The sequence below is a fragment of the Pseudomonas sp. G1002 genome (assembly GCF_013385455.1).
In the GTDB taxonomy this organism is placed as follows: Bacteria; Pseudomonadota; Gammaproteobacteria; order Pseudomonadales; family Pseudomonadaceae; genus Aquipseudomonas.
In genome coordinates this window covers 1-19,784 of record NZ_JACAPY010000058.1, presented here as the reverse complement: position 1 = coordinate 19,784, position 19,784 = coordinate 1, and the positions used below count along the sequence as shown (strand labels likewise).

At 61.2% G+C, this 19,784-nt stretch carries 21 protein-coding genes; 8 read left to right on the top strand and 13 right to left on the bottom strand.

What is annotated here, in order from left to right; genetic code table 11:
- Window positions 1-76: 76 nt before the first annotated feature.
- The 4 genes from HX801_RS30700 to HX801_RS30685 all read right to left on the bottom strand — a co-directional run bounded on the left by HX801_RS30700 (window position 77) and on the right by HX801_RS30685 (window position 4,196).
- Complete coding sequence (locus tag HX801_RS30700; RefSeq protein ID WP_177023340.1) at window positions 77-991, bottom strand: LysR substrate-binding domain-containing protein; 915 nt, start codon at window positions 989-991, stop codon at window positions 77-79.
- Between the two features lie 226 nt (window positions 992-1,217).
- Window positions 1,218-2,522: a C4-dicarboxylate transporter DctA gene (gene dctA / locus HX801_RS30695; protein WP_003207293.1), complete on the bottom strand. Its 1,305-nt coding sequence runs from the start codon at window positions 2,520-2,522 to the stop codon at window positions 1,218-1,220.
- Between the two features lie 98 nt (window positions 2,523-2,620).
- Window positions 2,621-3,496: an alpha/beta fold hydrolase gene (locus tag HX801_RS30690; protein WP_177023339.1), complete on the bottom strand. Its 876-nt coding sequence runs from the start codon at window positions 3,494-3,496 to the stop codon at window positions 2,621-2,623.
- Window positions 3,497-3,734: 238 nt separating this feature from the next.
- Entirely contained in the window at window positions 3,735-4,196 is a 462-nt protein-coding gene (locus HX801_RS30685) for a VOC family protein (protein ID WP_003210114.1), read from the bottom strand.
- Window positions 4,197-4,431: 235 nt separating this feature from the next.
- On the opposite strand from HX801_RS30685, the gene HX801_RS30680 reads away from it, so the two are divergent.
- Genes HX801_RS30680 through HX801_RS30670 form a run of 3 tightly spaced genes read left to right on the top strand, consistent with a single transcriptional unit; the run spans window position 4,432 to window position 7,124 of the window.
- Window positions 4,432-5,655 carry an SfnB family sulfur acquisition oxidoreductase gene (locus tag HX801_RS30680; protein WP_087695269.1) on the top strand — a complete coding sequence of 408 codons (1,224 nt, stop codon included), beginning with the start codon at window positions 4,432-4,434 and terminating at the stop codon, window positions 5,653-5,655.
- 3 nt (window positions 5,656-5,658) lie between these two features.
- The gene (locus tag HX801_RS30675) at window positions 5,659-6,324 is read left to right on the top strand and encodes a methionine ABC transporter permease (protein ID WP_008430846.1); all 666 of its coding nucleotides are present in this window, start codon (window positions 5,659-5,661) and stop codon (window positions 6,322-6,324) included.
- A 29-nt stretch (window positions 6,325-6,353) separates the two neighbouring features.
- The gene (locus HX801_RS30670) at window positions 6,354-7,124 is read left to right on the top strand and encodes a MetQ/NlpA family ABC transporter substrate-binding protein (protein ID WP_003210120.1); all 771 of its coding nucleotides are present in this window, start codon (window positions 6,354-6,356) and stop codon (window positions 7,122-7,124) included.
- A gap of 146 nt (window positions 7,125-7,270) precedes the next feature.
- On the opposite strand, the gene soxR is transcribed toward HX801_RS30670, so the two are convergent.
- Window positions 7,271-7,714, bottom strand: coding sequence for a redox-sensitive transcriptional activator SoxR (soxR, locus tag HX801_RS30665; RefSeq protein ID WP_008430848.1), 444 nt, complete (start codon window positions 7,712-7,714; stop codon window positions 7,271-7,273).
- 90 nt (window positions 7,715-7,804) lie between these two features.
- Between soxR and HX801_RS30660 the strand changes: the two genes are divergently transcribed.
- Window positions 7,805-8,167: an antibiotic biosynthesis monooxygenase gene (locus HX801_RS30660; RefSeq protein WP_032898632.1), complete on the top strand. Its 363-nt coding sequence runs from the start codon at window positions 7,805-7,807 to the stop codon at window positions 8,165-8,167.
- Here the strand turns inward: HX801_RS30660 and HX801_RS30655 are convergent.
- The 4 genes from HX801_RS30655 to msuE are packed head-to-tail and all read right to left on the bottom strand — an operon-like array spanning window position 8,159 to window position 12,227.
- Complete coding sequence (locus tag HX801_RS30655) at window positions 8,159-9,262, bottom strand: sigma-54-dependent Fis family transcriptional regulator (RefSeq protein ID WP_003210127.1); 1,104 nt, start codon at window positions 9,260-9,262, stop codon at window positions 8,159-8,161. The two genes, HX801_RS30660 and HX801_RS30655, sit on opposite strands and share 9 nt — an antisense overlap.
- 11 nt (window positions 9,263-9,273) lie before the next feature.
- Window positions 9,274-10,461: an acyl-CoA dehydrogenase family protein gene (locus HX801_RS30650; protein ID WP_003210129.1), complete on the bottom strand. Its 1,188-nt coding sequence runs from the start codon at window positions 10,459-10,461 to the stop codon at window positions 9,274-9,276.
- Between the two features lie 47 nt (window positions 10,462-10,508).
- A complete protein-coding gene (ssuD, locus tag HX801_RS30645; RefSeq protein ID WP_003210130.1) occupies window positions 10,509-11,654 on the bottom strand; it encodes an FMNH2-dependent alkanesulfonate monooxygenase in 1,146 nt (381 codons plus the stop codon).
- 9 nt (window positions 11,655-11,663) lie between these two features.
- Complete coding sequence (gene msuE, locus HX801_RS30640; RefSeq protein ID WP_003210131.1) at window positions 11,664-12,227, bottom strand: FMN reductase; 564 nt, start codon at window positions 12,225-12,227, stop codon at window positions 11,664-11,666.
- Between the two features lie 397 nt (window positions 12,228-12,624).
- Between msuE and HX801_RS30635 the strand changes: the two genes are divergently transcribed.
- The 3 genes from HX801_RS30635 to HX801_RS30625 all read left to right on the top strand — a co-directional run bounded on the left by HX801_RS30635 (window position 12,625) and on the right by HX801_RS30625 (window position 16,128).
- Window positions 12,625-12,894: a hypothetical protein gene (locus tag HX801_RS30635; RefSeq protein WP_003210133.1), complete on the top strand. Its 270-nt coding sequence runs from the start codon at window positions 12,625-12,627 to the stop codon at window positions 12,892-12,894.
- Window positions 12,895-13,122: 228 nt separating this feature from the next.
- Window positions 13,123-14,283 (top strand): cysteine desulfurase family protein, encoded by a 1,161-nt coding sequence (locus tag HX801_RS30630; protein WP_087695274.1) that lies wholly within the window; start codon window positions 13,123-13,125, stop codon window positions 14,281-14,283.
- Window positions 14,284-14,319: 36 nt separating this feature from the next.
- The gene (locus HX801_RS30625) at window positions 14,320-16,128 is read left to right on the top strand and encodes an aminopeptidase P family protein (RefSeq protein ID WP_177023338.1); all 1,809 of its coding nucleotides are present in this window, start codon (window positions 14,320-14,322) and stop codon (window positions 16,126-16,128) included.
- Here HX801_RS30625 and HX801_RS30620 read toward each other — a convergent pair.
- A complete protein-coding gene (locus HX801_RS30620; protein ID WP_102369598.1) occupies window positions 16,125-16,715 on the bottom strand; it encodes a 2-hydroxychromene-2-carboxylate isomerase in 591 nt (196 codons plus the stop codon). The two genes, HX801_RS30625 and HX801_RS30620, sit on opposite strands and share 4 nt — an antisense overlap.
- 35 nt (window positions 16,716-16,750) lie before the next feature.
- A complete protein-coding gene (locus HX801_RS30615; protein WP_003210139.1) occupies window positions 16,751-17,482 on the bottom strand; it encodes an SDR family oxidoreductase in 732 nt (243 codons plus the stop codon).
- 89 nt (window positions 17,483-17,571) lie between these two features.
- On the opposite strand from HX801_RS30615, the gene HX801_RS30610 reads away from it, so the two are divergent.
- On the top strand, window positions 17,572-18,132 hold the full coding sequence (locus HX801_RS30610) for a TetR/AcrR family transcriptional regulator (RefSeq protein WP_003210141.1): 561 nt from the start codon (window positions 17,572-17,574) through the stop codon (window positions 18,130-18,132).
- Between the two features lie 12 nt (window positions 18,133-18,144).
- Here HX801_RS30610 and HX801_RS30605 read toward each other — a convergent pair whose 3' ends face one another.
- Window positions 18,145-18,426 (bottom strand): hypothetical protein, encoded by a 282-nt coding sequence (locus HX801_RS30605; RefSeq protein WP_003210144.1) that lies wholly within the window; start codon window positions 18,424-18,426, stop codon window positions 18,145-18,147.
- Between the two features lie 167 nt (window positions 18,427-18,593).
- Window positions 18,594-19,481 (bottom strand): threonine/homoserine exporter RhtA, encoded by an 888-nt coding sequence (rhtA, locus tag HX801_RS30600; RefSeq protein WP_003210146.1) that lies wholly within the window; start codon window positions 19,479-19,481, stop codon window positions 18,594-18,596.
- Window positions 19,482-19,784: the final 303 nt, after the last annotated feature.

Genomic DNA, 19,784 nt, shown 5'->3' with positions numbered 1-19,784 from the left:
GCCGGTAGGCCGCTGTAAGAGCAGAACCGTCAGCGGCCGTTACCGCAGCAACGGATATGTACTCAAACCCGGCACGCTAAATCGACAACCCCTTGAAGTGCTCCTGCAAAAACTCCACACACGCCCGCAACTTCCCGGAGTAGGCCAGCCGCGTCGGGTACACCGCCCACACGTTGGCGCTCTGGGTGTAGTCGTGCAGCACCTGCACCAGTTTCCCTTGCTCCAGCAGCGGCTTCACATCCCACATCGAACGCAGCAACACGCCGCGCCCGTCCAGGGCCCATTGCAAAACGATCTCGCCGTTATTCGACGACAACGGCCCGCGCACGCGCACGCTGTCCTGCACGCCATCGCGCTCCAGGTGCCAGATGCCAAACGCGTTGTCGCGCTCCTTGAGCACCAGGCAGTCGTGCTGTTCCAGGTCGCTCAAGTGCTGCGGCACACCACGGCGTTCGAGGTAGGCGGGCGCCGCACACAGCACCCGCCGGTTACTCACCAGCCGGCGGCCGATGTGTTGCCCGGGGATGTCGTCGCCCACGCGAATCTCCAGGTCGAAACCCTCGCTGACGATATCCACCACCCGGTCGAACAGGTCCAGGCGAATCTCCAGGCCCGGGTATTGTTCGGCCAATAGTGACAAGGCCGGTGCCACATGGTTACGGCCGAAACCGAAGCTGCTGCACAAATGCAGGTGGCCGCGCGGGCTGTCGTGGGCGTCGGAAAGCTCGTCGGACAACTGCTGGAAGTCTTCGAGAATCCGCACGGCCCAGCGCTGCACACGCTCGCCATCTTCGGTCAGGGCGATACGGCGGCTGGTGCGGTGCAGCAGGCGGGTGGCGAGGGTGGTTTCGAGAATCTGGATACGCTTGCTGACGTAGGCCGGGGACAAACCCAGCTCGTCGGCAGCCGCAGCAAAGCCGGCCTTGCGGATCACGGTCAGGAATACCCGCAGGTCTTCAGGTAGGGGCACGGTATCTTTCTTGTTGTTCATCAGAAACAGGCATGGCGGCATGAACCGCCAGAATAGCACCGGTATGGCGAAGGAGTTTCTGTGGTGAGGGAGCTTGCTGTGGCAAGGGAGCTTCTGTGGTGAGGGAGCTTGCTGTGGCGAGGGAGCTTGCTCCCGCTGGAGTGCGTAGCGCTCCCAAAGATCTTGGGGCCGCTGCGCAGCCCAGCGGGAGCAAGCTCCCTCGCCACAGGGGATTGGTGTTTAAGGGTTACTCGGCGGCGATCTTCGCCTGGGCGGCGGCCCGTGCATGGCGGCCGTGCTTGAGGGCGATGGGCGCCATTTTTTCGCGGTCCAGTTCACCTTCCCAGGCCGCCACCACCAGCGCCGCCACGGCATTGCCGATGATGTTGGTCAGTGAGCGGCATTCAGCCATGAACCGGTCCACACCCAGGATCAGCACCATCGCCGCCACCGGCACCGTCGGCACCACCGCGAGGCTGGCGGCCAGCGCGACAAAACCTGCGCCCACCACCGCCCCGGCGCCTTTTGAGGTAAGCATCGCCACCGCCAGCAGGGTCAGTTGTTGCTCCAGCGTCAGGTCGATATTGGTCGCCTGGGCCAGGAACAGCACCGCCAGGGTCATATAGATGTTGGTGCCGTCCAGGTTGAAGGTGTAGCCGGTGGGCACCACGATCCCCACCACGCCTTTGGACGCGCCAAGGCTTTCAAGTTTCTGGATCAGTTGCGGCAGGGCCGACTCGGAGGAGCTGGTGCCCAGCACGATCAACAGTTCAGCCTTGATGTACGTCAGCAGCTTGAAGATGCTGAACCCCACATACCGGGCGATGCTGCCCAGCACCACGGCGACGAAGAAAAACGCGGTGACGTAGAACGTGCCCACCAGTTTCAACAGCGGCAGCAGCGAGCCCAGGCCGTATTTGCCGATGGTGAAGGCGATGGCCCCGAAGGCCCCGATCGGCGCGACGCGGCTGATCATCCCGACGATGCGGAAGAACACTTCGCTGGCCTGGTTGATCACGCCGACCAGGGGCCGGCCCTTCTCGCCGATCATCACCAGCCCGAGGCCAAACAGCACCGACACAAACAGTACCGGGAGGATTTCGCCTTTGGAGAAGGCGTCGAAGAAGGTAGTGGGGATCACATGCATCAGGAACCCGGTGACGCCTTCGCCGTGTTCGGCCTGGCCGACAAAACCGGCGATGGCGGAGGTGTCGAGGGTCTTCACGTCGATATTGAAACCCACGCCGGGGTGCAGCAGGTGCGCGGCGAGGATGCCGATTACCAGGGCGATGCTGGAGACGATCTCAAAGTACAGCAGCGCCTTGCCGCCGACGCGGCCCACCTGCTTCACGTCGTGCATGCTGGTGATGCCGGAGACCACGGTGCAGAAGATGATCGGGCCGATGATCATCTTGATCAGCTTGATAAACCCGTCGCCCAACGGCTTGAGGTCGATGCCCACCTGAGGCCAGTGGTTGCCGATCAACACGCCCAGCACAATGGCGATGATCACCTGCACATACAGGGTTCCCAGCAGTTTTCTGATTGTCATTTTTATTATCTCGAGACGTTTTTTGGGCAAGCAGATCCCGTCGCAGGCTGTTTCAAGCCTGCGGGGCGGGATCGGTCAGGTCAGCGGTTCATAAAGGCTCAGCGAAGGAAGGTCAGGACTTCGCCGAGCAGCACTTCAGGGATTTCTTCTGCGATGTAGTGGCCGGCCGGCAGGGCCTTGCCACGTACGTCGGTCGCGACTTTCTGCCATTCCTTGAGGGGTTCGAAGCAGCGCCCGACGGTGCCTTCGGCGCCCCACATCACCAGCAGCGGCAGCTCCAGGTGGTTGCCCTTGGCGATATCGGCGCGGTCGTGCTCAAGGTCGATGCCGGCGGCGGCGCGATAGTCCTCGCAGATCCCGGTGGCGGTGCCGGGCAGTTTCAGGCAACGCAGGTATTCGGCGAAGGCTTCATCGGTGAACGGCTTGAGCCCGGCACTGCGGCTGCCCATGACGCTGCGCAGGTAGAGTTCCGGGTTGCCTTCAATCAGGCTCTCGGGCAACGGCGCCGGGCGGATCAGGAAGAACCAGTGCCAGTAGGCGCGGGCAAAGGCTTCGTCGGTCTGGGCGTACATGGACAGGGTTGGTGCGATGTCCAGCAGCACCATGCGCTGCACGGCCTTGGGGTGGTCCAGGGCGAGGCGATGGGCGACGCGGGCGCCACGGTCGTGGGCCAGCACCGAGAACTCGTCGAAGCCCAGGGCTTTCATCAGCTCGACGCCGTCGCGGGCCATTTCACGTTTTGAATAATTGGTGTGATGGTCAATGGCAGCGGGCTTGCTGCTGTCGCCATAACCGCGCAGGTCGGCGGCGACCACGGTGAAGTGTTCGGCCAGTTGCTCGGCGACCTTGTGCCAGATGACGTGGGTCTGCGGGTGCCCGTGCAGCAGGAGCAGGCCGGGACCCGCGCCGCCTTTGCGGTAGCTGATGTCCACACCGTTGACGTGGCGCTGGTCTTTTTGGAATCCGGCGAACATGGAATGACTCCTTGTGATGATTGCTTGCATCCTGAAATCACACGGCGCCCGGGGCAAGGGGGAAAGCGTGGAGGGGTTGTTCATGAAGTGTGTTGAAGCCCGATCTTTCAGGCAGTGCAGGTCAACGGTGGGAGCTGGCTTGCCTGCGATGCAGGCAACTCGGTGTATCAGTCGCACCGAGGTGATGCCATCGCAGGCGAGCCAGTTCCTACCGTTGGGTTGCGTCGCCCAGGCGACTTCATCCTTGCTTGAACAACGCCTCGGCCCGCTGGCGAACTTGCGCCTCGGTCAAGTCCTCCTTGCGCGTGGCCAGGAACCACACATGCCCGAAGGGGTCTTTCAGCGTCCCGGAACGGTCACCGTAAAACTGATCCTTGGGTTCTGAAATCGCCGTGCCGCCGGCCTTGATGGCCTGGGCGAACTGTTGGTCGACATCTTGCACATAGAGATGCAGGCACACGCTGGGGTGTTCTTTTCCCGGACTGCCGAACGACATTTCGCCACAGGGCGAGGCCATCATGATCGCCGAATCGCCAATGCGCAGTTCGGCATGGCCGATCTTGCCGTCGGGCATGTCCAGGCGCATGACTTCGGTGGCACCAAAGGCTCGTTTGTAGAACTCGATGGCTTCAGCGGCTTTGTCGATGCCCAGGTACGGCGTGATGCTGTGGTAGCCCTCGGGAATGGGTTTAACGCTCATATCGTTCTCCTTGATGGTGGTTGTGGAGGGACGGCTTTTTCACTATAGGCCACGTGCGCCGTGGCTTGCGGGCAGCCGACGAGGTGTTGCCCAGGCAACAGCAAACCGGCAGTTTGCTGCGCCAAGGGCGGTCTGCCGCGCGTATATCGGGAGCAAACCCTTGTGTTTGAAGGCCAGGCGCCTCAGGCACAGAAGCTGCAATGCCTCTGGCAAACCATTCGCCCGAGAGCGTTGTATGTCTGTACTGCCTGTATCTGCCGATTACCCGATTCACACGCCCCACGCCGAGTTGATCCGCGACGAGGCCCACGCACTGGCCGTTGCCCGCCGAGTCGCTGCCGTGTTGCTGGAACAGGACGCCGAGCGCGATCGCACCCGCCAGGTGCCTGCGGAGGTCGTCGACCTGTATTCCAACAGCGGTCTGTGGGGCATCAGCGTGCCCCGCGAGTTTGGTGGTGCCCAGGTGTCATACGCGGTGTTGGCCCAGGTGATTGCGATTATCTCGGCGGCCGACCCTTCGCTGGGGCAAATCCCGCAGAACCATTACTGCCTGCTGGAAGATATCCGCCTGCAAGGCACGCCCGAGCAGCAGGCGTACTTTTTTGGCCTGGCGCTGGAAGGGCATCGGTTTGCCAATGCGCTGTCGGAAACCGGCGGCAAGAACGTCCAGGACATCCAGGCGACCATTCGCCGGCAAGGCGATGGCTATGTGATCAACGGTCGCAAGGGTTATTGCACCGGTTCGCTGTATGCCCACTGGCTGGCGGTGCTGGCGCTGGATGAACAGCAGAATGCGCAATTGGCGTTCGTGCCGCGCGGCACCGCAGGCCTGGTGGTGGTCGACGACTGGGACAGCATGGGCCAACGCACCACCTCCAGCGGCACGGTGCTGGCCGAAGGCTTGAAGGTGCCGGCGTTCAATCTGTTTCCTACCCATCGCTCCTACGATTCGCCGACCCTGGCCGGGCCTTTCGCTCAATTGACCACCGCCGCCATCGATGCCGGCATCGCCCGTGCCGCGTTGCGTGACACGGTGCAGTTCGTCCGGCAATTCGCCCGTCCATGGATCGATGCCGGGGTGGAAAACGCCAGTGAAGACCCGCTGACTATCATCCAGGTCGGCGCGCTGGATATTCGCCTGGAAGCGGCGGAAGCCTTGCTGGAGCGGGCCGGAAAGGCCCTGGACGCCGCGCGCCCGGCACCCGATGAAGACAACGTTGCCCACGCCTCCCTGGCTGTCGCGCGAGCCAAGGTACTGACCACTGAAATCGCCATTGAAGCCAGCAACAAGCTCTTCGAACTCGGCGGCACCCGCTCCACCCTGAAGAAGCACAACTTCGACCGTCACTGGCGCAATGCACGGGTGCATACCCTGCATGACCCGGTGCGCTGGAAGTATCACGTGGTGGGCAACTGGCTGCTCAACGGCGCCAAGCCACCGCGTCACGATTGGTCTTGACCCATGGCCGAGCTGTTTAAAAACATCTATTGGGCCGACATCGGCCAAGCCTGCCTGGAAACCCTGAGCATGCTCAGCGCGGCCCTGGGTTTTACCGTGCTGCTGGGGTTGCCGCTGGGGGTGCTGTTGTTCCTCACCGGCAAGCGCCAGTTGCACGAAACCCTGGTGGTGTATCGGGCGCTGTCGGTGGTGGTCAACGTGCTGCGCTCGCTGCCGTTCATCATCCTGCTGATTGTGCTGATCCCGGTGACCACCTTGCTGGTGGGCACCTCCCTGGGCGTGGCCGGCACCATTCCGCCGTTGGTGGTGGGCTGTACGCCGTTCTTTGCGCGGCTGGTGGAAACCGCCTTGCGCGAAGTCGACCGTGGCGTGGTGGAGGCCACCCAATCCATGGGCGCCAGCACCTGGCAGGTGATCCGCCACACGCTGTTGCCGGAAGCCCGGGGCGGGCTGCTGGCAGCGGTCACTGTCACCGCGATTGTGCTGGTGGACTACACCGCCATGGCCGGGGTGATCGGTGGCGGTGGCCTGGGCGACCTGGCTATCCGCTACGGCTATCAGCGTTTCCAGACCGACGTGATGGTGGTCACCGTGTTGCTGCTGTTGGTGCTGGTGCAGGCCCTGCAGATGACCGGTGACCGTTTGGTGGCGCATTACAGCCGCCGTTGATTCCTATAACTAATGCCTTCGGAGCAACCATGAAAAAATCCCTGGCCATCTTGGCCGCTGTCTTGTCCTTCAATGCCTTTGCCAACGAGACGCTGGTCGTCGGCGCCACGCCCGTGCCTCACGCCGAGATCCTCGAGTTCGTAAAGCCGGTGCTGGCCAAGGAAGGCGTGGACCTGCAAATCAAGGTCTTCACCGATTTCATCCAGCCCAACCAGCAACTGGCGCTGAAGAACATCGACGCCAACTACTACCAGTACCGGCCATTCCTGGATGACTACAACAAGACCCGGAATACCAACCTGGTGCCGGTGGTCGGTGTGCACATCGAGCCTTTCGGCGCGTACTCGACCAAGATCAAAAATATCTCGGAGTTGAAAGACGGCGCGACAGTGTCGATCCCCAACGACCCGGTCAACACTGGCCGCGCCTTGGTGCTGCTGGACGAAGCCGGCCTGATCAAGCTCAAGGACCCGAGCAACACCCTTGCCACGCCGCGGGATATCGTTGAAAACCCCAAGCACCTGAAAATTCGTGAACTGGAAGGTGCGTTGCTGGCCCGCTCGGTGAGCCAGGTGGACCTGGCGTTCGTGTTTGCCAACTACGCCCTGGAAGCGGGGATCGACACCAACAGCGCGTTGATCGTCGAGAAGGGCAAGAGCCTGTACGTGGAGTACCTGGTCGCGCGCCCGGACAACATCAATGACCCTGGCATCCAGAAACTGGCCAAGGCGTTGAACTCCGATGAAGTGCGCCAGTTCATCCTGACCCGCTATAAAGGCCAGATTGCCCCGGGATTCTAAGTCTGACGGCGATCAAAATGTGGGAGCGGGCTTGTGTGGGAGCGGGCTTGCTCGCGAAGGCGGTGGATCAGCCACTGCATCTGGCGACTGACACCCCGCTTTCGCGAGCAAGCCCGCTCCCACATTGATCGAGTTTTACCCCGCCATTATGTGGACGGCTCCAAGAGTTGTGCCCCAGGCCCGCGCTCACCCAGTACGTCGTCGTGATTGCGCAGCGGGCACGCCTCCAGCGACAGGCACCCGCACCCAATACAGCCGTTGAGTTTATCCCGCAGCAACATCAGTTTTTCGATGCGCTGGTCCAGGTCCTCACGCCATAGCGCAGACAGGCGCTCCCAATCGGCAGCGTTGGGCGTGCGGCCATCGGGCAAGGTTTGCAGCGCGTCATGGATCGTCGCCAGGGGAATGCCCAAACGCTGGGCAATCTTGATCACCACCACCCGGCGCAGCACATCCCGCGGATAGCGCCGCTGGTTGCCGGCGTTGCGGTGGCTCTTGATCAATCCCTTGGTTTCATAAAAGTGCAGCGCGGTAACCGCCACGCCACTGCGGGCTGCCAATTGGCCGACGGTGAGTTCTTTGGTGACCATGAAAAAGCCCTTGACCTTGACTTAACTAGAGGTTTTACCCTGCGTGGCATCGAATCGCAAGATTGTGCCTACAGTGAGGGGGGAATGTTCATGCAGGTATTAGAGAAGAGTCTGAGTTTTACCCAGATGGTCGAATTTCACATCGAGCCTCAGCAGCAATCCGCGTTGGTAGCGGCCCTGTCATCGCAAAGCGAGCGCCTGGCCCAAGGCCATGGTGGCTTTATCAATGCCAGCGTGCAGGTCAGCGATGATGGACGCCGGGTGCTCAGCTACCTGCAATGGCGCTCCCGCGAGGAGGGGGAAGCGGCCTTCAAGTGTTTTGAGCACGGTGAGGAAGATTTCTGGACGCTGATACGCGCCCACCAGGCCACGGCTGTGACCTTCGGTTCGTTCCAGGTGCTGCGCAGCATCGAGCGCAGCCATGACAACGCTCTGCACTGCCGCCTAAATTGACAGGTGCAGCATGCGCTCGCCCTGTACGTTTTCGCCGGGGCGTCGCTTGTTCACCGCCAGCTCGCCGATCTTGATCAAACGGGTACGGGTCACGTTGCGGCTCAGGCCCAGCAGGTTGGCGGTGTGCACCTGGTTGTAATGGCTGAAGCGGTAGGCGGCGCGCAGCAGCGCATCCTCGACCTTTTCATGCAGGGCCCCGGCCTGTTCCTCGAAGAGCTTTTGAAAGGCGCGTTCCAGCAGGGCTTCGGCGCTGTTGTCGGTGCCGTGCTGGCTGTCGTCCTGACGCTCGATGCGCATGTTCGACAGGCGCAGGTCGTCGCGCTCGATCACCCCATTGCGGCAGATCAGCAGGGTGTGGTGGATCACGTTTTCCAGCTCGCGGATGTTGCCCGGCCAGCTGTAGCTTTTGAGTTTCTGCTCGGCCTCGCGGCTGATGGTGATCGGGCCGTAACCCAGGCGCTGGCTGTAGGCTTCGATGAAATGCCGGGTCAGCGGCAGGATATCACCGGGCCGATCCCGCAGGGGGCTGAGTTCGAGGCTGACCACGTCTAGGCGGTAGTACAGGTCTTCGCGGAAATGCCCGGCATTGATGGCTTTCTCCAACTGAACGTTGGTGGCCGCCAATACCCGCACGTCGATGGGAATGCTTTTGCGTGAGCCCAGGCGCACCACTTCGCGTTCCTGCAGTACCCGTAGCAGCTTGACCTGGATCGCCATCGGCAAGTCACCGATTTCATCGAGGAACAAGGTGCCGCCGTCCGCCTCTTCGAACCAGCCGGCCTTGGCACTGAGGGCGCCGGTGAAGGCGCCTTTTTCATGGCCGAACAGCTCGGCTTCCACCAGGGATTCGGAAAACGCGCCGCAGTTCACGGCCACGAAGGGCCGGTTGCGCCGGGCGCTGAGGTTGTGGATATGGCGCGCCACCAGCTCTTTACCGGTGCCGGTTTCGCCGATGATCAACACGCTGGCTTCGCTGGGCGCGACTTGCTGGATGTGCGCCAGCAGCGCCTGGGATTTGGGGTCTTCGAAGACCTGGGCCGTGGCGCGGATCGAGGTCGCAAGAGCGGGCGAGGGCGGTAAGGTTAAAAGCTGCATGGGCACCTCTTCTAGGAGTAGAACGTGGGAATCGGCAGGGACTGGTTCAACGCCCAGTCCCCCAGTTCGTGGAGCTTGTAGTCCACCGGGTCGTGCAAGGTTTGCGTGCGCAGGTTGCGCCAGTGCCGGTCCAGGCGCAGCGAGGCGTGGGTGGAGCGCGCGCCGGTGACTTCGAACAGGCGGCTGCACAGCTCCAGGCCGTTGCGGGTGGCAGCGACCTTGGCCGTGGCGATGGCGATGGCCAGCTCGCCGCGCTCGCTTTCACTGAGGCTCGGGCCCTTGGCCCAGGCCTGGTCCAGCAGTTCGGCGGCGCGTTCTACCAGCAGGCGCACGCCTTCCAGCGCGACCCAGAATTCGCCGTAGTGGTTGAGCACGTACGGGTCCTGGCGAATGTCCTGCACCGTGGATTTATGCCAGGGCCGGGTTTCGGTCAGGGTGTAATTCCGGGCTTCGGCAAACGCGCCTTCGGCGATGCCGAGGAACATGTGGGTGAAGGTCAGTTGAGCGATCAGCGGGCGCAGGCAGGCGAAGGGCGTACTCAGCGGGCCGGGATCGAGGAGCAATTCCGACTCTTCCACGCGTACCCGTTCGAAGCTGGCGCTGCCGCTGTCGGTCTGGCGCTGGCCGATGTTGTTCCAGTCATTGTGCAGGGTGATGCCACTGCGCCCGCTGGGGATGGCCGCGATCAGCAGCTTGCCGCCGGCGCTTTCATCCACCGCCGAGGCGATCAGCATTTCCGAGTCGCTGGCTCCGGAGCAAAAGCTCTTCTTGCCGGAGAATTCGCGCCAGCCGTTGTAGGCTTTGACCACCGTGCGCGTGTCCAGCGGGTTGAGGGCGTTGCCCCAGAACCAGTTCTTGCGCGCGGTTTGTTCGAACCAGGGTTGCCATTGCTCCGGGCGTGAGAACAGGCGAACGGTGGCGAGCATCAGGTGATGAAAACCGAAGACGTGGGCGATGGAGCTGTCGACCTTGGCGAATTCGCGCACGATCTCCAGGGTTTCGCTCCAGCGGGCGCCGAGGCCGCCGTACTGGGTGGGAATGCTCAGGGCCAGCAAGCCGCTTTGGCGCAGGGCGTCACGTTCGGTCTTCGGTGTGCCGCCGCGCTCGTCGCGTTCGACGGCAGTGAGGGCAAATTCGGCGGCCAGCAGTTTGGCGGTCTGCAAGGGTGAGGGCAGGACGCTGTTGGGTTTGGCTGTCACGCGGTATTCCTCATGGTGTGCCGGGGCGTGCCCCGGCAGACGGCAGGTCAGGCCTTGGCTTTTGCCGGCAGGACGTCGTTGGCAATCATTTCGCCGAACGGTCCGGTGAGGTTGGTGACGCCGCGCCCGGCCAGGCTGGCGTAGGGTTCCGGCAGCAGCGGGAACACCAGTTCGGCAAAGCGATACGCCTCTTCCAGGTGCGGGTAGCCGGAGAAGATGAAGCTTTCGATGCCCAGGTCTGCGTATTCCTTGATGCGCTCGGCGACTTGCTGAGGGTTGCCCACCAGGGCCGTGCCCGCGCCGCCACGTACCAGGCCGACGCCGGCCCACAGGTTGGGGGCGATCTCAAGGTTGTCGCGGCGCCCGTCGTGCAGGGCGGCCATGCGCCGCTGGCCTTCGGAGTCAAAGCGCGAGAAGGATTTTTGCGCGGCGGCGATGGTCTCGTCGCTGATGTGCTCGATCAGTTTGGCCGCGGCTTTCCAGGCGTCTTCTTCGGTTTCGCGCACGATCACATGCAGGCGAATCCCGAATTTGACGGTGCGCCCGTGGCGGGCGGCGCGCTCACGCACGTCGGCGAGTTTCTCGGCGACGGCGGCCGGTGGTTCGCCCCAGGTCAGGTACACGTCGACTTGTTCGGCGGCGAGGTCGTGGGCAGCGTCCGAGGAACCGCCGAAGTACAGCGGTGGATATGGCTTCTGCACCGGTGGGTAAAGTGCCTTGGCGTTCTGCACGCGCAGGTGTTTGCCTTCGAAATCCACCGATTCGCCTTGCAGCACGCGGCGCCAGATCTTGAGGAATTCGTCGGTCACTTCGTAGCGTTCGCTGTGATCGAGGAAGCTGCCGTCGCCGCGGTTTTCGTCGGGGTCGCCGCCGGTCACCACGTTGATCAACAGGCGGCCATTGGACAGCCGGTCGAGGGTGGCGGCCATGCGGGCCGAGACGGTTGGCGAGATGATCCCCGGACGAATCGCCACCAGGTAACGCAGGCGTTCGGTCAACGGCACCAGCGCCGAGGCAATCACCCAGGAGTCTTCGCAGGAGCGGCCGGTGGGAATCAGCACGCCGTGGTAGCCGAGGTTGTCGGCGGCCTGGGCGACTTGTTTCAAATAGTTGAGGGTGACCGGGCGAGCGCCCTGGGTGGTGCCCAGGTAGTGGCCGTCACCGTGTGTAGGCAGAAACCAGAAAACATCCATGACAAATCCTTAAGCGATTTTCAGCAGAGAGGTGGGATGCGCGGCAAACAACGGCGCGGCGCGTTCTGCAGCAAGGCGAATGCGGGCCTTCAAGGGCTCACTGGTTATGTGGTAATCGGTGAAATCGGCCTCGGTGGCGTACACGCCAATGGGCAAGGTCAGGGCCTGGAAGAAACTGAACAGCGGGCGCAACTGGTGATCGAGTACCAGGGCGTGGCGTTCGCTGCCGCCGGTGGCCGCCAGCAACACCGGGGTGTTGATCAGGGCGTTGAGGTCGACCAAGTCGAACAGGTGCTTGAGCAGGCCGGGGTAGGAGCCGCGATACACCGGGGCGGCAACGATCAGCAGGTCGGCCTGTTCGATGGCCTGCAGTTGCGCTTCGACGTCGGCGGGCAATTCCTGGCGGGACAGTGCGCCGCCCAGCGGCCGGGCAATGTCGCCCAGTTCGATCAGGGTGGCCTGGATCGGCAATTGATCGGCCAGTTCGGCCAGCACCGCCTGGGTCAACACCAGGGTGCGGGACGGACGCCAGGTTCCGCCGGAGAGGGCAACGACATTCAGTGGACGGGTCATCAACAGTTCCTTTTTCAACAGTGGCTCAGGGCAAGAGCAGTAGCAGGGCTTGAGCAAGAGCTGTACCAAGCTGTGCAGCCCTTGACTGGCGTGGCCTCTGTGCCAGGTGTTGGAAAATGGTGGTGTTGTCTGCCTGGTGTTTTGTTGAATGACTGTTGCCTGGGCAACAGTTGCCAGGCGAACAGTGGCGTGAGTGTTGAGGCCATTTATAGAGGGTTGTGTTTATTCCGTAAATGAACGTATTTCCATATTTATAGATCTACATAGAATATAAGGCGCGACTATCAGAAGTGTCGCAAAGGTTGATAGCGACTATCACGGCTGATGATTTTTCACCGTGCAGGGGCGGGAGTAGCCTGTACTCATTGACTTCAGCCCGTTTCGCAGGACCTTCGCCATGAACCGTTTTCTCGCCATTTCCGTATTGCTTGTCACCTCAGTCCTTGCCGGTTGTGCGACACATTCGTCGCCCGAACTGCGTGGCTACTCGGCCGAGGAGAGCAAGGAACTGGCGCTTGAAGCCCTGAGCCGTCGAGGCCTGTCATTTGATGAATACCAACAGAAGAAAGCCGAACTGACCGGCCGGCCACAGAACACCTTCGGTTTCGACCGTCAGGGTGAGATGAATGCCGAGCGCAGCATGACGCTGCACGGTCGCCCCAGTTGAGTCAGTGGCGAGGTCTGAAAAGCCCGAGGTTTCCCACAGGAACCTCGGGCTTTTTGTTTGCCATCCGTTTCCCGGAGCCTGTTAAGCTGAATTTCAGGAGCGTTCCTACGCACTTTTAAATAAAGTGGTCTTTCTTTAACGGCACGGGATCAGGTAAACCATCTTCCTTCCTGATTGCGGCCCCTGAGACGTTGTTCTCGGGAACCTGCTCTGCGAGTCTTTAACGTCATGAATAAACGTCCGCTGTATTTCGACTACGCCGCCACCACGCCGGTGGATGAGCGGGTCATCCAGGTGATGGTTGAGTGTCTGGGCTTCAATGCCAACTTCGGCAACCCTGCGTCCAGTTCCCACGCGTTCGGCCAACAGGCCCGGCAAACGGTTGAGCAGGCACGGGGCCAGGTGGCTGAGTTGGTCGGCGCCGAGCCGGCACAGATTGTCTGGACCTCCGGTGCCACCGAGTCCAACAACCTCGCCATCAAGGGCGTTGCCCAGGCGCGCGGCGTGGCCGGCGGGCACATCATCACCAGCCAGATTGAACACAAGGCCACGCTCGACACCGCTCGCCAGTTGCAGGAAGCCGGGGTTGCCGTGACGTACCTGGTGCCGGACGCCGAGGGTTTGATCAGTGTCGAGGCGGTGAGCGAAGCATTGCGTGAGGACACCTTCCTGGTGTCGCTGATGCTGGTGAACAACGAGCTGGGCACTCTTAACGATATCCGGGCGATTGGCGCACGCGTGCGCGAGCATGGCGCGCTGTTTCACGTGGATGCGGCGCAGGGCGCAGGCAAGGTCGAGATTGACCTGGCCGAATGGCCAGTGGACCTGATGTCATTTTCCGCACACAAACTCTATGGTCCCAAGGGTATCGGCGCGTTGTACGTCGGCCCACGTGCGCAGCAGAAAGTGCTGGCGCAGATTCACGGCGGTGGCCATGAAGGTGGTTTGCGTTCGGGCACCCTGGCAACTCACCAGATTGCCGGCATGGGTACCGCGTTTGCCCTGGCGGCAGCGTCCTTTGCTGAAGAAAAGGCGACCATCGTTGCCTTGCGCGAGCGCCTGCTGGAACAGCTGAATACAATTGCCGGGGTGCGCCTCAATGGCAGCCTTACCCAACGCATTCCCCACACCCTGAGCCTGACGTTCAGCGAAGGCGAGTTCAATTCCGCCGCGTTGAGCGCGGGCATTGCCTTCTCGGCCACTTCGGCCTGCAATTCGGCGAGCAATGCACCGTCCCATGTGCTTCTGGCGCTGGGCCATGATGCCCGCAGCGCAGGTCGCACCATTCGCTTGAGCCTCGGGCGGTTTACCACCGAGCAGGATATCGATCAGGCGGTACAACTGATCAAGGCCGCACTGGCCAGCGCACCGGCTTTCTGGGCCGTTTGACCCCATAACAATTATTAGTGGTTAGCAGGAGACACGATGAGCACACAGCCTTTGACCCATGGAACGGTTCCCCAGCGCCTGGCGCACACCCGCGAACTGATGAGCCGCGAGGGCATTCATGCCCTGTTGGTGCCGTCGGCGGATCCGCACTTGTCCGAATACCTGCCGGGTTACTGGCAGGGCCGTCAGTGGTTGTCGGGTTTCCATGGGTCGGTGGGCACGCTGATTGTTACTGCGGATTTTGCCGGTGTATGGGCAGACAGCCGCTATTGGGAACAGGCGACCAAGGAGCTCAAGGGCAGTGGCATCGAGTTGGTCAAGCTGCAACCCGGCCAGCCCGGGCCGCTGGAATGGCTCGCGGAGCAAACGCCGGAAGGCGGCGTGGTGGCCGTTGATGGTGCGGTCATGGCCGTGGCCTCGGCGCGCACCCTGGGCAGCAAGCTGGAGGCACGTGGTGCACGCTTGCGCACGGATATCGACTTGTTGAATGAAGTCTGGCAAGACCGTCCAACCTTGCCGAACCAACCGATCTATCAACATCTGCCACCCCAGGCCACCGTCAGCCGTGGCGAGAAGCTCGCAGCCCTGCGTGCCAGCTTGAAGGAAAAGGGGGCCGACTGGCATTTCATCGCGACCCTGGATGACATTGCCTGGCTGTTTAACCTGCGGGGTGGCGACGTTTCGTTCAACCCGGTGTTTGTCTCGTTTGCCTTGATCGGCCAGCAGCAGGCGACGCTGTTTGTGGCCCTGAGCAAAGTCGACGCCGAGCTTCGCGCGGTGCTGGAGCAGGATGGCGTGACCCTGCGCGATTACATTGAAGTCGCAGCGGCGTTGAAGGACATTCCTTCGGGCGCGAGTGTGCAGGTCGACCCGGCCCGGGTGACCGCCGGCTTGCTGGAAAACCTGGGCAGTAGCGTCACGCTGATCGAGGGGCTTAACCCGACCACCTTGGCCAAATCGCGCAAGAGCCTGGCGGACGCCGAGCACATTCGCCAGGCCATGGAGCAGGATGGCGCGGCCCTGTGTGAATTCTTCGCCTGGCTCGACAGCGCGTTGGGCCGTGAGCGCATCACCGAACTGACCATTGATGAGCACCTGACGGCAGCGCGTACCCGTCGTCCGGGTTATGTGTCGCTGAGCTTCAATACGATTGCCGCATTCAACGCCAATGGCGCGATGCCGCACTATCACGCGACTGAAGAAGAACACGCGCTGATCGAGGGCGATGGCTTGCTGCTGATCGACTCGGGTGGCCAATACCTGGGCGGCACGACCGATATCACGCGGATGGTGCCTATCGGGACGCCAAGCGAAGAGCAGAAGCGCGACTGCACGCGGGTGCTCAAAGGTGTGATTGCCTTGTCCCGCGCGCATTTCCCCAAGGGCATTCTTTCGCCGCTGCTGGATTCCATCGCCCGTGCGCCGATCTGGGCCGAGGGTGTGGACTACGGCCACGGTACCGGTCATGGCGTCGGCTATTTCCTCAATGTGCATGAAGGCCCGCAGGTGATCGCGTACCAAGCCGTCGCGGCGCCGCAAACGGCAATGCAGGCAGGCATGATTACCTCCATCGAGCCCGGCACTTACCGGCCGGGCCGCTGGGGTGTGCGCATCGAGAACCTGGTGTTAAACCGTGAAGCGGGCAAGACCGAGTTTGGCGAGTTCCTCAAGTTCGAGACACTGACACTGTGTCCGATCGACACCCGTTGCCTGGAGCCGTTATTGCTGACGGTGGAGGAGCGCCAGTGGTTCAACGATTACCACGCACACGTCCGTGAGCGCCTGAGCCCGCTGCTCAGCGGTGCAGCGCTGGAGTGGTTGCAGGTGCGCACGGCTGCGATCTAGCCCAGCGCTTCGCGCACAAAGTCCAGGCGATCCTGGCCAAAGAACAACTGGTCGCCGACGAACATACTGGGGGCACCGAATACGCCACGCTGAATCGCGTGTTCGGTGTTGTCCTTGAGGGTTGTCTTGACTTCGTCATCGTTGGTCAGCGCCAGGACTGCTTCAGGATCAAAGCCGTGTTCGGTCAGCACTGCGGCTACCACAGACAGGTCTCCCAAGTGTCGGCCCTCGACCCAGAGTGCGTGGAACAGGCAGTCGATGAAGTCGAGAAAGCGTTCGGGCTGGCGCATTTGGACGCCGGTGACCGCACGCATCAGCATTAATGTGTTGATGGGAAAGTGCGGATTGAACTTGAGCGGAACGTGGTAGCGCTGGGCGTAGCGTGCCAGGTCCTGGAACATGTAGCGACCTTTGGCGGGAACGGTGGCCGGTGACGCATTGCCGGTGGCCTTGAACACCCCGCCCAGCAGCATTGGCTTGTAAATCAGCTGGGTGCCGGTTGCAGCGCACAGGCCTGGAAGTTGGGTATAGGCCAGATAGGTGGCAGGGCTGCCGAGGTCGAAGAAAAATTCTACTGTTTTACTCATGCTGGATACTCGCAGTTTATTGTTATGGGGCGCGCTTACCAGGGTTCATTCCAGGGGCGCAGGTCCAGCTCGAAGGTCCAGGCGTCCCGGGGCTGGCTGTGCAGGTACCAATAGTTATCGGCGATGTGGTCCGGATTGAGAATGCCGTCCTGATCCTTGAGGGCGTATTTTTGCGGGAAGTTGTCGCGGATGAAGTCGGTGTCGATGGCGCCATCCACGACGACGTGGGCGACGTGGATATTCCGTGGGCCCAGTTCGCGAGCCATGCTTTGCGCCAGTGCACGGATCCCGTGTTTGGCTCCAGCGAACGCGGCAAAGCCGGCGGCTCCACGCAACCCGGCCGTGGCACCGGTAAACAGGATGGTGCCGCGGTTACGGGTGACCATGCGCTTGGCCACTTCCCGCGCGTTGAGGAAGCCTGAGAAACAGGCCATCTCCCAAATCTTGAAGTACTTGCGGGCGGTTTCTTCCAGGATGCTGCACGGCACATTGGCGCCGATGTTGAACACGAAGGCTTCGATGGGGCCCAGTTCGGTTTCAATCCGTTCGATCAGCGCGATAACGTCTTCTTCCTTGCGGGCATCGCAGGCAAAGCCATGCGCCTCGCCACCTGCTGCGTGGATGCTATCCACCAAGGGTTGCAGTTTATCGGCGCTGCGCCGGGTGACGCAGGCGACGTAACCCTCACGGGCGAAACGCTTGGCGATGGCACCACCTGTGGCATCGCCGGCACCCACTACCAGTACGATTTTCTTGTTGTTCGTCATGGGAGATCCTTTAGTAAACGATCGTTTGCCAAACGAACGTTATGCTACGATCCAGCAGGCGTCAAGCTGACAGCACAGTGGAGGAAGCGATGCGATATTCGGCTAGTCACAAGCAGCAAACCAGGGAAAAGCTTCTGGACAGCAGTGCGGCACTGGCGAAGAAAGAGGGTTTTGCCAGTGTCGGGGTGGATGGCTTGATGAAGGCCATTGGCTTGAGTGGCGGTGCGTTTTATAGCCACTTCGCTTCGAAGGATGAATTGTTCAGTTCGATTGTCGAGCGTGAATTGAGCCACAGCCTTGAGCGATTGAATGGCGACGGGGTGCAAAGCCGTGAGCGGCTGGATCGCTGTTTGAAGTTCTACCTGAGCATGGCCCATGTGGAGCAATCCGAAGCCGGATGTGCGTTGCCGAGCCTGGGGGCGGAGATTGCGCGATCTGATGTGGCCGTTCGTCAACAGGCGCAGGACTGGATTTGCCGATTGCAGGTGGGGTGGGCAGCAACACTGGGCAGCGAGGCCCTGGCGTGGTCGATTCTGTCGCAATGCATCGGCGCCCTGGTGGTGGCGCGGATGATGGTCGACCCGCAGGTGCAGGCACAGGTCCTGTCATCGAACTACGAGGTGCTCAGCCAGCAGCTGTCGAGGCTGTGAGGTCATCGACAGTTACTTGCAGATGACAATCATGCTTCGGCTTGTGTAGCCGGCGGGGTTAAGACCGAACGGGTAGTCGCCTGGGTCTTCGGCGTTGTCCCCCGACTTGGCGATGACTTTATAGCCTTTGGCGCCACACGAATTAGCTGCACTGGCGTAGCACTGGTCCCAGGAAGAGGACAGGCCTGAGCAGTTGATATGCAGGCCCTTCTTTCCCCGTTTTACTTCGGTCTTGGTGGTCGCGGCACAACCTGCGATTGCCACAATCATGAACAGCATCAAAATTCGCTTCATTACTATCCTTAATAGCCGCCTCGCTTAAGTGCACGAAGCTGGCTTTGCTCGCTCTCGAGTGTAGCGTTCATGATGTCCTTATCGAAAATCTCCATGAATGACACTGGGTTACGACCTAAACATGGCCTAATTGAGCGGCAAATGCCATAGCTACGTCAAATCCTGAATCAATCGGCTGGAACGAGTGGTTTTGATTCGTTACGCATGGTCAGGGTTGCACCCACCGAGGCCAGGATAATGCAGGTGATGGCCAGCCATTGCGCCAGGGACAAGTGCTCTTGAAGGAAAAACAGCCCGGACAGGGCGCCGAACGCGGGTTCGATACTCATCAGGGTTCCGAACGTGCGGGCTGGCAGGCGAGTCAGGGCGACCATCTCCAGGGTGTAGGGCAGGGCGGTGGATAAAACCGCGACACCAATGGCGATCGGGATCAGCGAGGGTGTGAGGAGTGCGGCGCCCGCGTGGACGATACCTATCGGTGCAACAAACAACGCTGCAATCATTACGCCGAGGGCCGCAGTCTGAACGCCATTGTCGGCGCCGGCCTTTTGGCCAAACAGAATGTAGAGTGCCCAGCACGCACCTGCGCCGAGTGCATAGGCGGCGCCTGTGAGGTCAATGCCGCTGCTGGCTTCGCCCACTGGGATCAATAGCAGAAGTCCGACAATCGCCAAGGCTATCCAGAGAAAGTCTACGGCGCGTCGCGAAGCGTAGATGGCGACTGCCAGTGGGCCGGTGAATTCGAGGGCTACTGCAATTCCCAGCGGAACGGTACGCAGCGACATATAGAAGAGGAAGTTCATTCCCCCCAGCGCCATCCCGTAGACGATCACCGTCTGCAACGACTTGGCTGTCAGCTTGGCGCGCCATGGGCGTAAAAGGAGCAGCATGATCACACTGGCGAAAATCAGGCGCAGGGTGGTGGTGCCCTGGGCGCCCACGATGGGGAACATGCTTTTGGCGAGTGAGGCGCCTGATTGAATAGAGGCCATGGCAATGAGTAGCAGGCCGACCGGAAACAGTGTCGAAGCCAGGCTACGCGGGGAAGTGGTCATTGAGGGTATTCGTCCGAGGTCGTATTGAAAGAAACCGAGTGGCTATGATGCTTAACTGTTGAGCGTTGGGCAATATATTGCTCAATTAGTTAAGGGTTCCTTCCTATATAGACGAATTCCGTGATTGTCGGGATGGATTGATAGAAAAGCTGAATTAAGGGTTGACGGCAGATTCTGGAAGTCTATAATTCGCCCCACTTCCGGCGCAGTCGAAACGGAAAACTCCTTGGTAAACAAAGAGTTATGTAGGTTTCGACAGCGAGCTGCTTCAGATCATCGAGGCCCAGAAGGAGTTAGTAAGGC